Source organism: Mesobacillus foraminis, from assembly GCF_004340465.1.
GTDB lineage: Bacteria > Bacillota > Bacilli > Bacillales > Cytobacillaceae > Mesobacillus_B > Mesobacillus_B foraminis.
In genome coordinates this window covers 23,785-37,800 of the sequence record NZ_SLVV01000010.1, presented here as the reverse complement: position 1 = coordinate 37,800, position 14,016 = coordinate 23,785, and the positions used below count along the sequence as shown (strand labels likewise).

8 protein-coding genes and 2 riboswitches are annotated in these 14,016 nt (G+C 47.2%); of the genes, 5 read left to right on the top strand and 3 right to left on the bottom strand.

Annotated features, from left to right (window positions below):
- Window positions 1-456 precede the first annotated feature (456 nt).
- The 3 genes from EV146_RS18415 to licT all read right to left on the bottom strand — a co-directional run bounded on the left by EV146_RS18415 (window position 457) and on the right by licT (window position 4,975).
- Window positions 457-1,890 carry a 6-phospho-beta-glucosidase gene (locus EV146_RS18415; RefSeq protein WP_132009278.1) on the bottom strand — a complete coding sequence of 478 codons (1,434 nt, stop codon included), beginning with the start codon at window positions 1,888-1,890 and terminating at the stop codon, window positions 457-459.
- Window positions 1,891-1,971: 81 nt separating this feature from the next.
- Window positions 1,972-3,879 carry a beta-glucoside-specific PTS transporter subunit IIABC gene (locus EV146_RS18410; protein ID WP_132009275.1) on the bottom strand — a complete coding sequence of 636 codons (1,908 nt, stop codon included), beginning with the start codon at window positions 3,877-3,879 and terminating at the stop codon, window positions 1,972-1,974.
- Window positions 3,880-4,114: 235 nt separating this feature from the next.
- Window positions 4,115-4,975 (bottom strand): BglG family transcription antiterminator LicT, encoded by an 861-nt coding sequence (gene licT / locus EV146_RS18405; RefSeq protein WP_132009272.1) that lies wholly within the window; start codon window positions 4,973-4,975, stop codon window positions 4,115-4,117.
- A 443-nt stretch (window positions 4,976-5,418) separates the two neighbouring features.
- Window positions 5,419-5,521: riboswitch (guanidine-I (ykkC/yxkD leader) on the top strand.
- A 67-nt stretch (window positions 5,522-5,588) separates the two neighbouring features.
- Here licT and EV146_RS18400 point away from each other — a divergent pair.
- From EV146_RS18400 to atzF, 5 genes are all read left to right on the top strand, one after another.
- Window positions 5,589-6,959: an APC family permease gene (locus tag EV146_RS18400; protein WP_132009269.1), complete on the top strand. Its 1,371-nt coding sequence runs from the start codon at window positions 5,589-5,591 to the stop codon at window positions 6,957-6,959.
- Between the two features lie 82 nt (window positions 6,960-7,041).
- Window positions 7,042-7,146: riboswitch (guanidine-I (ykkC/yxkD leader) on the top strand.
- A 47-nt stretch (window positions 7,147-7,193) separates the two neighbouring features.
- A complete protein-coding gene (locus tag EV146_RS18395; protein ID WP_132009266.1) occupies window positions 7,194-7,934 on the top strand; it encodes an urea amidolyase associated protein UAAP1 in 741 nt (246 codons plus the stop codon).
- Window positions 7,934-8,584 (top strand): urea amidolyase associated protein UAAP2, encoded by a 651-nt coding sequence (locus EV146_RS18390; RefSeq protein ID WP_132009263.1) that lies wholly within the window; start codon window positions 7,934-7,936, stop codon window positions 8,582-8,584. Before EV146_RS18395 ends, EV146_RS18390 begins: the two co-directional genes overlap by 1 nt.
- 20 nt (window positions 8,585-8,604) lie before the next feature.
- Window positions 8,605-12,261 (top strand): urea carboxylase, encoded by a 3,657-nt coding sequence (uca, locus tag EV146_RS18385; RefSeq protein ID WP_132009260.1) that lies wholly within the window; start codon window positions 8,605-8,607, stop codon window positions 12,259-12,261.
- Window positions 12,221-13,966 (top strand): allophanate hydrolase, encoded by a 1,746-nt coding sequence (gene atzF / locus EV146_RS18380; protein WP_132009257.1) that lies wholly within the window; start codon window positions 12,221-12,223, stop codon window positions 13,964-13,966. Before uca ends, atzF begins: the two co-directional genes overlap by 41 nt.
- Window positions 13,967-14,016 lie beyond the last annotated feature (50 nt).

Below are 14,016 nucleotides of genomic sequence, written 5' to 3'. Positions count from 1 at the left end.
CTCTCCTTCTGATCTTCCGCTTGAATTGGGTCTTCATCACCCTTATGAAGACCTTTCCTTCTGATCTTCCGCTTGAATTGGGTCTTCATCACCCTTATGAAGACCTTTCCTTCTCATCTTCCGCTTGGTTTTCGGTTTTCACCTCCGTCAGGAAGACCTTCACTTCGGAATACTATTAAATTGGGGTTTCTTCGACCTCTTGACTCCTCCTTCTTGCTAAATTCATTAAGACGTTTTTTCATTCCGGTATGTACTTTGTATACTTATGCCCTTTCGACTAAATCCCCCTTTTTACGATATATCTCCACACTAGCAAAGGAGTTTTTACGAAGTATTGAATTTGTGTAAACATTCGCTAAAATTTATTTTTCTCACTCTCTATTCCATGGTGAAGGTGTAAAACCAAAAAGAAGGCCCTGCCGCTTAAAGCAGCAAGACCTTCAATCAAATTCTCTCTTATAACTCCGCTCCGTTTGTAGCGATGACGTTTTTATACCAGAAGAAAGATTTCTTTTTCTTCCTTTCCAATGTGCCGTTCCCCTCATTATCTTTATCAACATAGATATAGCCGTAACGTTTTTTCATTTCCCCCGTTGACGCACTTACAAGGTCAATCGGCCCCCAGCTTGTATAGCCAAGAATCTCGACCCCATCCTGGATGGCCTCGCCCATTTCAGCTAAATGCTTTTTCAGATAATCAATCCGGTAGTCATCATGGATTTCACCTTCTGGCGTCACTTCATCGACAGCTCCAAGTCCATTTTCCACAACGAACAGCGGTTTTTGATATCGATCATAAAGCTGGTTAGCCGTAATGCGGAAGCCTTTCGGGTCGATGGTCCATCCCCACTCGGATTTTTCAAGGTAAGGATTTTCAATTGATCCGAATACATTTCCGCTAGTCATATGTTTCAGCACTTCTGGATCTGTACTCGCTGTCCTGCTGGCATAATAGCTGAATCCAATATAATCAACTGTGTTATCCTTCAGGAGTTCCAGATCTCCATCTTCCATTTCAATTTTTAAATCGTTGTCTTTAAAGAACCGCTTTGCATACCCTGGATATTCTCCCCTTGACTGGACATCAATAAAGAAGAAGGATTCGCGGTCTTTATCCATCGCATGATAATAATCATCTGGATTACTGGTATAAGGATACGTCGCCCCTGCCGCCAGCATGCAGCCAATTTTTGCGTCCGGAATGATTTCATGACAGGCTTTTACTGCAAGAGCACTCGCCACCAGCTGGTGATGCGCAGCCTGATATTTAATCTGGTTTTTATCTTCCCCTTCTTTAAATACCAAACCAGCTCCAACAAAAGGCAGATGAAGAAGCATATTGATTTCATTAAATGTCATCCAATATTTCACTTTATCTTTATAGCGGGTAAAAATCGTTTGAGCATAGCTTTCGAAAAACTGGACCAGCTTCCGGTTCCTCCAGCTTCCATAGGTCTCGACCAGGTGTACAGGCACATCGAAGTGAGCCATGGTCACGACTGGCTGGATTCCATTTTTAAGCAATTCATCAAATAAGTCCTCATAGAACTGCAAACCTTCTTCATTCGGCTTATCATCATTTCCATTCGGGAAGATACGCGCCCAGGAAATTGAAACTCGAAGGGCCTTAAAACCCATTTCCGCAAATAGGGCTATATCCTCTTTATATCGGTGGTAGAAATCTATTGCTTCATGAGAGGGATAAAATTCCCCTTCTATAGGTGTAAAGGACTCCAATTTCCCCATCGCGATATCCCATCGCTTTTTGCCTGTTGGAAGCAAGTCCACAGTTGTTAATCCTTTTCCGCCTTCTAAATAGGCTCCTTCTGCCTGATTGGCTGCAATTGCCCCACCCCACAGGAAGCCTTCAGGGAATGTAAAATTCGTCATATTAAAAAACTCCTTTTCTATGTAGGTTATGAAGGAAGGCACTCTTTCCAGAGAAGCCTCCCTTCCATTTTAAACCAAGTGCTATGCCTGGATTAAAAGATCTCCAGCTTTTATTTGTTTTTTATCAGTTGTCACCAGCTTGTACTGATCATAGTTGGTGATGACCACAGGTGTTGTTACTGGATATCCTGCAGCCTTGATCGCCTCGATATCGAAATCAATCAGGATCTGTCCTTTTTCCACTCGTGCTCCCTGTGCTATATGAGCCGTAAAGTGCTTGCCATTCAGCTGAACGGTATCCATGCCGATATGAATCAACAGTTCCGCACCGTCATCTGTTGTAATCCCAATTGCATGATTGGTAGGAAAGAGAACAGAAACCGTTCCGGACACCGGTGAATATAACTTGCCTTCTGAAGGCTCGATGGCCAACCCTTTCCCTAATACGCCAGAGGCGAAGGCAGCATCTTTAATTTCGGACAACGGCATTGCTTCTCCGTTGAAAGGGCTTGCAATTACAAGGTTTTCAACCTTCATTTGAGTTGTTTTAGCTTCTACTGTTGTTTTTACAGTTGTTTCAGCTGCATTTTTGTCTTTGCTGACTCCGAATAGATAGGTCAGAACGAAACCAATAACGAACGCTACAAGAATTCCGATGACAGATGCAATAAAGTCGGATCCAACCCCATTTTCAGGATGGATATAAGACGGAAGACCAAAGATTCCAAGGCCGCCAATGATGTACCCTTTCACTCCCGCAAACCCTGCAATCGCTCCGCCAACAGCGGCACCAATACAGCTGATGATAAACGGCTTTTTCATTGGAAGGGTAATACCGTAAATTGCGGGTTCCGTTACTCCGAAGATGCCGGAAATAAAGGCCGGTATGCTGAGTGTTTTAAGTTTTTGCTGCTTTGTTTTCAGCCAGACGCCAAGAACAGCACCAGTCTGGGCAAATGAAGCCGCGAATATTGTCGCAAGGATGGAGTCGAATCCGAGCGTTGCCACGTTGTTGATCGCAAGCGGCACAAGACCCCAGTGAAGTCCGAAGATAACAAAGACCTGCCAGAATGCCCCAAGGAAAAGACCGGCAATAATAGGACTTAAATTATAAATTAATAGAGTGAACTGTCCAAGAAGCTGGCCAGCCCATGTTGCAACCGGTCCGATGACCAGGAATGTTAACGGAACAACAACAAGCAAAGTAAAGAATGGAACTAAAAAGGCTTTTACCACGTCAGGAACGATTTTCTTAAACCAATTTTCAACTTTCGCACCAAAGTATGCTGCAAGGATAATCGGAATAACAGAAGATGCATAGCTCATTAAAATAACTGGCATTCCAAGGAAAGTAATATGGATCGGTGAAGCAAACATCGTTCCTTCGAACAAGGTGTACTTAGGATCACCAGCTGTCAAGCCTGACAAAGCTGGATATACGAGCGCTGCACCAATCGCCATGCCGATAAAATGGCTGCCGCCGAATTTTTTGATTGCCGTATAGCCAAGGAAAATAGGAAAGAAGTAAAATATCGCATCTCCAACTGCATTTAAAATACTGTAGGTTCCTGATGTGTTTGCATAAAGGCCCAGCGAGACAAACAGTGCATTAAATCCTTTAATCATACCCGAAGCAGCCATAACGCCAAGGACCGGTGTAAAAATGCTCGAGATGATATCAATAAAAGAATTGAATACTCCCTGCTTTTTTCCGCTTTCTTCTTCCACTGGGGATTGAGTCTGGAAACCTCCCAGTTCAACAACCGTTTTATAAACGTCAGGCACATGATTGCCGATAACCACCTGGTACTGGCCGCCGCTCTTCATAACTGTTACAACACCGTCCATGTTTTTAAGGACATCGGTATTGGCTTTCCCTTCATCTTTCAGCCTGAAACGCAAACGAGTGATACAATGCACAACACTGGAAACGTTTTCTTTTCCACCAACATTAGCAATAATGTCTTTCGCTAATTGTTCGTATTTCATCTTTGCCCCTGCTTTCTAATTGTATTTTTTCAAATAAAAAACCTGAGCCAATTTGAACACACAAAAGTGCCTTTCAAATCAGATCAGGTTATGCCCAAAAGAGGTAACATTCCTTCGAAGGATATTAATTTATAGTTAAAATATACTACGACTTTTATACTATGTCAACGCTTTCTTTTAAACTATTCAACTATTTTTTTAATCGCTTTCATCCTTGTTCTGAAGAGGTTTTCGATCAGCGGCTTGCAGGATCCAGCTGCTGCCGTTTGGTTACCCGGTGAATATGGACCGTTAAATAGATTTCTTCATCTTTCGATAGATTGCAATTTAAATCTTTCTTCAGATAGGAGGCGATCTTAAGAGTGCACTGAAAAGCTGTTGTATACGTTTGCTGTATTTGTTCGTAAAGGAAATGGTCCACACTGTCTTCCAATTTCTCCTTGCGGATGTAACGGACGGCAAAAAAACGAAGGTGAGTCAAAAAACGCTCATAGTTAAGGGAACTTTCGTCCAGTTCCATCTTGTAATGGTATTTCACAATATTCAGGATAGTATTCACCATTCCTGTCACCTGGACAGCTGCTGCCATATTCTCCCCCGACAGCTGACTGTTTACGAGATGGAGAGCAATCGAAGCCGCTTCATCCTCCCCAAGGTCAACCCCTGTTTCCATTTCGATCAGTTCGAGGGCTTTTATCGCAATCTGGTATTCTTGCTTATAGTATTTACGAATTTCCCAAAGCAGTGGATTCTTCATATGAAGTCCCTGTTTGTACCTGCTGATCGCAAAGCTGATATGATCAGTTAAGGCAACATAAAGATATTCGTCCAGTTTATACGGCAGCTGGGACTGAGCATAGTCGATAATTTTTGAGGATATTTTCAGATAAAGCTCCGAAGTGTCTCTCAGGAGCTTAGCAAGCTTGTCAGCCATTCCGTGAGTCTCCAAGACGAAGGTTTTCTTTATTTTGGAAGAGTCAATGCAATCCCCTATCTTCCTCTGAAAGGCCAGCCCCTTTCCCATGATGACGATTTCCTGGTTGGATTCATTCGTTGTGACGACAACATTATTGTTTAAAATCTTTTTAATTTCCATTCCCACTCGCCCTTCGGATTTTGATTGCAATAAAAAAACCTAAATTTTAAGCAGAAATAGCATAAAAATACTATTTCCAGCGAAAATTTAGGTTTTGCCTGCCGAGCAGTAACAATCCATTTTATTAAATTGTAAGCGGTTAATTAATTATTAACATAGCCCATATAAGCTGTCAATCATTATATCGCTCTTTTAATAGAAGCTAGCATGCTTTTTTTCACCACCATATGAACTCCCATCTTCAGCGTCCAGAAGAAACGGCCGCGATCAAAAAACGGTGGCCTACTAACATATTAGACTTTCACAGACAGTTGCTACTATTCTTCTAAAGTCACTCTCTAAATATTTCCTTGTAAGGAAACCTTACACATTTATACCTTTCCCTTTTCCCCTCCTATATACTTCAACTTAACAAACCATATACAGGTTTCCTGATTGGGAACAAACATGCTCTCTAGGGTTCCGTTTAAAAGGCAATTTTAAAGACTGGTCCGAGAGAGAGCGTACAGTTCGCTGTATACACGGAGGGACAAAAGCCCGGGAGAATTTTTTCAGTTAAAATTCCTCCGGGCTTTTGTCTTTTCCGATTAACTTGGAAAAGGGTGACGATAAAATGAATCAAACGAATGGACTTCAAAAAACTCTTAAATTGCACCAGGTAGTATTTATGGGTCTTGCCTGGATGACGCCAATGATTTATTTCACTGTATACGGTGTTGCCCACGAAGCCGCCGGCGGACTGATGGCAGCTGCTTATGTCACAGCCTTCATTGCCATCTTCTTTACGGCCTACAGCTACAGCAGGATGGTGAAAGCTTACCCGATTGCAGGATCCGCCTATACGTACACGAAAAAAGCGGTCCACCCATTAGCAGGCTACCTGGTGGGCTGGGCGCTGCTGATGGATTATATTTTCTCCCCTATTATTGCCATCCTTACATTCGGGATTTTTATGAACACAGAATTCCCTGCTGTTCCAGTCTTTGTCTGGATTATCTTCATGAATATCATTTTAGCCATCGTCAATATTGTCGGAATCAAGTCAGCCGCACGAGTAAGCGGCATGTCGGTCCTGATTCAAATCGCCTTCATCCTTCTCTTTTGCATTCTGGTAGCCAAGGATATTATAGCTGGTGATACAGGGGCAGGAAGCATCTTTTCCCTCGCTCCTTTCTTTCATGAAAATGTGACGTTTAGTACTGTTTTTTCCGGGGCCGCTTTAATCTGCTTCTGTTTTCTTGGTTTTGATGCTGTCACAACCATGGCTGAGGAAACCATTGATGCTAAAAAAACCATCCCCAAGGCCATTTTTCTAATTGTCATTATTGCCGCTGTTATGTACGTAGCGATTTCTTATTTAACACAAGTGGCCTATCCAGATTTTACTTTTGCCAACCATGATAATGCTGCATACAGCCTGGTACAGCTGGTTGGCGGCAACCTTTTAAGTACGATTTTTATCATCGTTCTGATTGTAGCAACATTTACACAGGGAGTCTCTTCCGTCACAAGCGTGAGCCGGTTTCTATACGCACTTGGACGAGAATCAGTGCTGCCAGGGAAGTTCTTCACTTCCATCCATCCAAAGTACAAGACACCTGTTTCCAACATCCTATTCATCGCAGTCATTTCGTTATCGGCGGTCTTCATCAATCTCGATACGGCCGTACTCTTTGTCAGCTTTGGCGCCTTAACCGCATTTACATTTGTCAATATCTCGGTCATTTCACACTATTATGTAAAGCTGAAAAGAAGATCAGTGAAAGAAACATTTCTATACCTGGTCTTCCCTCTTGCCGGCGCGGGCTTTATTGGCTGGCTGTTAACCCTGCTTGATAAAAAAACCCTTTTGATCGGGTGTGCATGGGTCGCCGTCGGGTTTGTTTATCTCTTCCTTAAATCCAGATGGGGAGAGGCTAAGGAAAGGAAGAATGTTCCCGTTCCAGTCGAATCATTACATTCAAGCAAAAACTATGTAAGATAACCTTACATCAATGTGGTCCGAGAATTTTATCCATATTATACTGAACCTATCTTAAATAAAGGTTTCCACAAAGAGTTGGAAACAAAAAGCTGTCTAGGGTTCCGTTTAAGGAGAGATCTTTAAAGACTGGTCCGAGAGAGAGCGTACAGCACTGCTGTATACACGGAAGGATAAAAGCCTGGGAGAATCACTCCCGGCTTTTATCCTTTTTTATTTAATAAGGAGGGAGATCTTATGTACACTGTTTCATCTACCATGATCACCAAAACCATAGCTGCCGGGGGAAAATGGTCCGGCCATATCGCAAAAGGCAAAAATTTGACCTTCACTGCCCTTGAAGATGGCGCCAATGTCTCTCTTTTGTTATACAATGCCAGCGATACGGCAGAGGGCTACAATATGCCGGATACACTAAAAGCCCAGCATACCGCACATCTGACGAAAGGAAATGTCCTGATGAGTGACAATGGCCGGGTTCTTGCAAGCATCACAGAAGACTCGCTTGGCTGGCACGATAGTATTTCCGGTTACAGCACAAGAAAACAAATCAATGAAAAATTCGGCGTGACAACGTACCAGGAACAGCGTAATGACTGGTACCGAAGCGGCGAAGAAAACTTTTCCGTCGAGCTTTTCCGAAACGGCCTGACTGTCCGGGATCTTGTCCCCGTTGTCAATTTATTCTCAAAGGTCTTCTGTGACCAGGAAGGCGATATGCACTTTGCCTCAGGCCACTGCAAAAAAGGCGATACCATCACACTCAGGACGGAGATGGATGTCATCCTGGTTTTATCGAATACCCCCAACCCGCTTGATAAAAGCACTGCCTATCCTTCGGTCCCCGTCAAACTGACGGTCACCGAAGCAGAAGCAGTTTTGGAAAATGACATTTGCCTCAATCATCGTCCGGAAAACCGCCGGGCCTTCGAAAACACATGGGAATACACACAACTGACCAGAGGAGGACGGAACTAATGGGTGTTTTAAACCACGCTGTCAGCAAACGGAAAATTGAAGATACCGTATATACCAAAACTCTTCCCGCAGGAGAAGGCTGGACTTATATATTGGAAGCGGGCCAGGTGCTGCGCATTGTTGATTTAAAAGGAAACCAGGCAGCTGATACTCTGTTTTACGATGCCGATCATCCATCCGACCATTATTCGGCCGTCAATACCATCCAGCGCCAGGGGAATGTCTATCTGTCCACAGGCTCGGTCCTGGTTTCGGAATCCGGCAAAGAACTAGTCAAAATTGTTGCGGACACTTGTGGACGCCATGATACCCTTGGCGGCGCCTGCTCCGCTCAAAGCAACACGGTTCGATATTCACACGATACCCAACACATGCACAACTGCCGGGACACGTTCATGCTCCAGCTTTCCAAATATGGCAGCGACTTTACAAAACGGGACCTTGCCCCAAATGTTAATTTCTTCATGAATGTACCCGTCACACCTGAAGGAGGACTGACATTTGAAGATGGCGTCTCCTCCCCCGGATATTATGTCGAGCTGCAGGCAATCAGCCGGACGATGGTCTTAATCTCTAACTGCCCTCAGCTCAACAACCCGTGCAATGCCTTTAACCCGACACCAATCCAGCTTCTCGTCTGGAATCAATAGACATCGAAAGGAGTATTCACATGTTTAAAAAAGTATTAATTGCGAACCGCGGAGCGATTGCTGTACGTATTGAGAGAACATTGAAAAAGATGGGCATCCTTTCGGTGGCCGTTTACACAAAAGCGGATCAGGACAGCCTTCATGTTGATCATGCCGATGAAGCCGTGCTGATTGGTGAAGGAGCAGCAAAGGACAGTTATTTAAATGAGGAGCTCATTCTAAAAACAGCCATTGAAACCGGGGCCGATGCCATTCATCCAGGCTATGGATTCTTGAGTGAAAATGCCGGGTTCGCCCGGGCCTGCAGGGAGCACGGAATCAGTTTTATTGGACCGACTCCAGAACAAATGGAGGTTTTCGGCCTGAAGCACTCCGCCCGTGAAGTTGCCGTCAAAGCAGGAGTTCCGCTATTGCCAGGAACTCCCCTCCTTACGGAAATTTCCGCTGCCCTTTCCGAAGCAGGTCGAATTGGCTATCCTGTGATGTTAAAAAGTACGGCGGGCGGCGGAGGAATCGGCATGCGTGTCTGCATGAATGAAGAAACTCTTTACGAAGCATTTGATTCCGTCTGCCGGCTTGCTGAATCCAACTTTAATAACGGCGGGGTATTTTTAGAGAAATATATTCAAAAAGCTCGGCATGTCGAGGTTCAGATCTTCGGGAACGAGTTTGGCGAAGTTGCTGCCCTTGGCGAGCGGGACTGTTCGATTCAGCGCCGAAATCAAAAAGTCGTTGAAGAAAGTCCGGCTCCATGCCTGTCTCCTTCTGTCAGAGAAGAAATGCTTGCCGCTGCAAAACGCTTAGCTGCAGAAGTCGGTTACCGCAGTGCAGGAACGGTTGAGTTTTTATATGATCCGGATGCGGAGCGCTTTTACTTTCTTGAAGTGAACACAAGGCTTCAGGTTGAGCACGGTGTAACCGAGGAAGTCCTGGGCGTGGACCTGGTTGATTGGATGGTGCGTGAAGCAGCCGGTGAACTGCGCTCGCTTGATACCGTCTATTCAGCTCCTCGGGGACACAGCATCCAGGCCCGGATCTACGCAGAGGACTGCCTGAACGATTTCCGCCCAAGCGGCGGCCGGCTTGACCAGGTGCAGTTTTCCGAAAACGCCCGGATTGAGACCTGGGTGCGCGACGGGTTGACCGTTACTTCCCTCTATGATCCAATGCTCGCTAAAATCATTGTCCATGCCGATACCCGTGAAGCAGCAATCGATCGTTTAAGCGCTGCCCTTCAGGAAACCCGGCTTTACGGAGTCACGACCAACCTCCAGTATATTGAGGCTCTTCTTCAGGAAGAAGAATGCCGCACAGGCCTGGTTCATACCCAGATGCTGAAGGAGTTTGCCCCATCCGAACGGGCAATCGAAGTCCTTGACGGCGGAATCCAGACTACCGTCCAGGATTGGCCTGGCCGTATCGGCCACTGGGATGTCGGGGTACCCCCATGCGGGCCTATGGACCCCTACTCTTTTCGAATCGGCAACAAATTGCTTGGAAACAGCGACCAGGCTGCAGGCCTAGAGCTGACCCTGCGGGGAGGCTCCTACCGGTTCCGCGGAGATACGGCTATCGTTCTTACTGGCGCTGACATGAACGCCACTCTGGACGGTCAAAAGGTACCCCTTTATAAAGTGGTTCAGGTCCAGCGCGGACAGGTATTGAAATTTGGCGAAGCACAGCTTGGGATGCGCTCGTATTTGCTGGTGGCAGGTGGACTCGATATGCCGCTTCAGCTTGGCAGTGCTTCTACTTTTACACTGGGGAGTTTTGGCGGCCATGGCGGACGAGCGCTTCGGACTGGGGATGTTCTGCAAGTAAAACCAGGCTCTTCTCCTTCTGCAGCTGACCTGAAAGATCACCTTCGCCCCGTCCTCACGAAGGAATGGACAATCGGAGTGATCCCCGGGCCACATTCGACAGAAGAATTTTTGCTGCCGGAATATCTCGACCAGCTGACCAGCACGAGCTGGGAGGTTCACTTCAACAGTTCGAGGACGGGTGTCCGTTTAATAGGACCAGCACCTCTGTGGGCACGCGAAGACGGCGGTGAAGCAGGCCTCCACCCATCCAATATCCATGACAATGCCTATGCGATTGGAACACTTGACCTGACAGGGGATATGCCGATTCTTTTAGGGCCGGATGGACCAAGTCTTGGCGGCTTTGTCTGCCCGGTCACGACCGCTTCGGCTGAATTCTGGAAAATTGGCCAGCTGCATGCGGGCGATAAAATTCGCTTTCAACTGCTGACCTTGGAAGAAGCAAATGTACTGCGCCAGAAGCAGGAGCAATTCCTGGAGACAATCGGCGATGGCGAGCCAGTCCAAGTCCTGCCTTCCCTTCCGGAAAAAGCAAGCCAGCTTACACCGGACTATCCGGTTTTAGTGGAAACTTCGGAGGGGACCTTCCCGATGACCATCAGGGCTGCAGGAGACGAGCACATTCTGATTGAATACGGGGAAATGGAGCTTGACCTCTTGCTGCGCTTCCAGGTGCATGCGTTAATGACTGCGATACAAAACAACGAAGATATCCCTGTCATCGACCTCACACCAGGCATCCGCTCGCTTCAGGTTCATTTTGATTCATCCAAAATGCCGATGTCCACGCTGTGCACCCTGATGGCCGTGATCGACCGCAGCCTGCCTCCTCTTGAGGAAATGGAAGTACCGTCACGGATTGTCCGGCTACCATTATCGTGGGATGACCCGGCGACCCAGCTTGCGATAGACCGCTACCAGCAAAATGTCCGTCCGGATGCGCCATGGTGCCCGAGCAATCTGGAATTCATCCGCCGGGTAAATGGATTGAAGAGCATTGAAGACGTAAAATCAGTCGTGTTTGATGCCAATTATCTTGTGCTTGGCCTCGGTGATGTGTATCTCGGTGCGCCAGTTGCCACCCCTGTCGACCCTCGCCACCGGCTGGTGACAACCAAATACAATCCGGCCCGAACATGGACACCGGAAAATGCAGTGGGAATTGGCGGAGCCTATATGTGCGTGTATGGGATGGAAGGTCCCGGAGGCTACCAATTCGTGGGCAGGACGATTCAAATGTGGAACCGACTTCGGAAAACGGAAAGCTTCGAGGCAGGAAAACCTTGGCTCCTCCGCTTCTTTGACCAGATCCAGTTTTACCCGGTAAGTGCAGATGAATTGCTGGAGATAAGGGAAGATTTCCCTCGAGGCCGCTTTGAGATCGAGATCACTGAGACCACTTTCAAGCTTGGAGATTATCTGGCCTTCCTCGATTCCATTAAAGAGAGCGCGGATTCTTTCCGGGAAACACAGCAGGCTGCTTTCCGTGCGGAGCGCGAAAGCTGGCGTGAGCTTGGCCTTGCTGAATACATCTCGGAACATGAAGCTGCCGAAACGGAAGAGGAGGTTCTTCCGGAAGGAACAGAAGCGGTCCGCTCCACCATGCCGGGAAGTGTCTGGAAAGTGCTCGTCTCACCAGGAGATGAAGTAAGACAGGGCGATACCCTCATTATTGAAGAAAGCATGAAGATGGAATTTCCACAGCTGGCTCCTTGCGACGGCATCATTCATTCCGTCCACGTAGCCCCTGCAGATGAAGTGCATGCCGGTCAGCTGATTGTCTCGATCACAAATGAAAAGCGAGGTGCAGGCCATGAAAACGATGAACTTGCCGATAACATTGTCCATTCCTGAATTGAAGGAACTGTATAAATCGAAGAAATTGGCCCCTGAAGACCTTATTCAGGAAATCATTGAGCGTGCAGAAGCAGACAAGGAATACAATATCTGGATCACCCCTCCTTCTTCGGAGATGATCCAGCCCTTCCTCGATCAGCTGAAAACGATTGACCCGGAGCAAGCACCGCTCTGGGGCATCCCGTTTGCCATCAAGGATAATATCGACCTTGCAAATGTCCCTACCACGGCTGGCTGTGCGGAATTTACCTACGAACCTGAAGAACATGCAACAGTTGTCAGACGCATGATTGAAGCCGGTGCCATCCCGGTCGGAAAAACCAATCTCGACCAGTTTGCCACAGGCCTTGTCGGCACAAGGAGTCCCTACGGTGAAGCGAGGAACGCCCTGAACCCTGAATTGATCAGCGGCGGTTCCAGCTCCGGCTCGGCTGTTGCAGTGGCGCACGGCCAGGCCGCATTTGCCCTTGGCACCGATACCGCAGGATCCGGCAGGGTACCCGCTGCGCTGAACCGGCTTGTAGGGTTTAAGCCAAGTCTCGGTGCCTGGCCTGTAAAAGGGGTCGTACCTGCGTGCGCAAGCCTTGACTGCGTGACCGTTTTTGCCCATTCCCTGGAAGATGCATTGCTTGTCGATCAAGCAGCCCGGGGGTTCGATGAGGGAGATCCATGGTCACGTTCAATCAAACGCCGTTCAAACGCCCTGCCGGAAAAGATTTTACTTGTAAAAGAAATGGCATCCTTTTTTGGTCCATATGCTTCAGAATATGAACAAGCATGGGAGACGGCGTTGGGAAAAATAAAAAACCTTGGACTTCCAGTGGAATACATGGATGGCAGCTATTTATCGGAAGCCGCGGCTGTCCTTTATGACGGCCCGTGGGTTGCCGAGCGCTGGGCTGATCTAGGCTCCTTTATCACTGAAAATGAACATACCGCTTTTCCGGTCACCGAGATGGTTTTGCGTTCCGGGGCGAAACCGGAATATGATGCCGCTTCTGTTTTTAAAGCGATGCATAAGCTGCAGGGCTTCAAGCAAAGGGCCCACCGGCAGCTGGAAAATGCCGTTCTGGTCATGCCTACGGCGGGCGGAACCTGGACACGCGGCCAGGTTCGCGAAAACCCGATTGAAACCAACAGCAAAATGGGGCTTTATACGAACCACTGCAACCTGCTGGACCTTAGTGCATTAGCAGTGCCCGGCGATGATGCAGGCGCCGATCTCCCATTCGGCATTACCTTGTTCTCAATCAATGAAAATGAGCATTTGATTGCAGGTCTTGCGGATTTATTTTTACACGGGAAAGATGCCCCGGAAAATAAAACAACGACTTTGATCGGCGTCTGCGGTCTTCACATGAAGGACTTTCCGCTCGAAACACAAATGGAGGAACACGGAGCTGAATTTGTTTCTGTTGCCAAAACCGCTCCTGTCTATAAAATGGTAAAGCTGCCTTCTACCCCTCCAAAGCCCGGGTTAATCCGGGTCAGCGAGGATGGTGTTTCCATCGAGCTGGAGCTCTGGGAAATTCCGCTTGCCGAACTCGGACGGTTTGCCGCAAACATTCCTGCTCCACTTGGTATTGGCAAGGTACAGCTTGAGGACGGAACCGAAGTCCCTGGATTTGTCTGTGAGGCCCTGGCCGCCGAAAATTCGGAGGATATTTCGCATACTGGGGGCTGGCGTTACCTTCCTGAATAACAGGTACTTCATTTTAATCGACTGCCCTTTCATACTATCAAGCAAGCCCT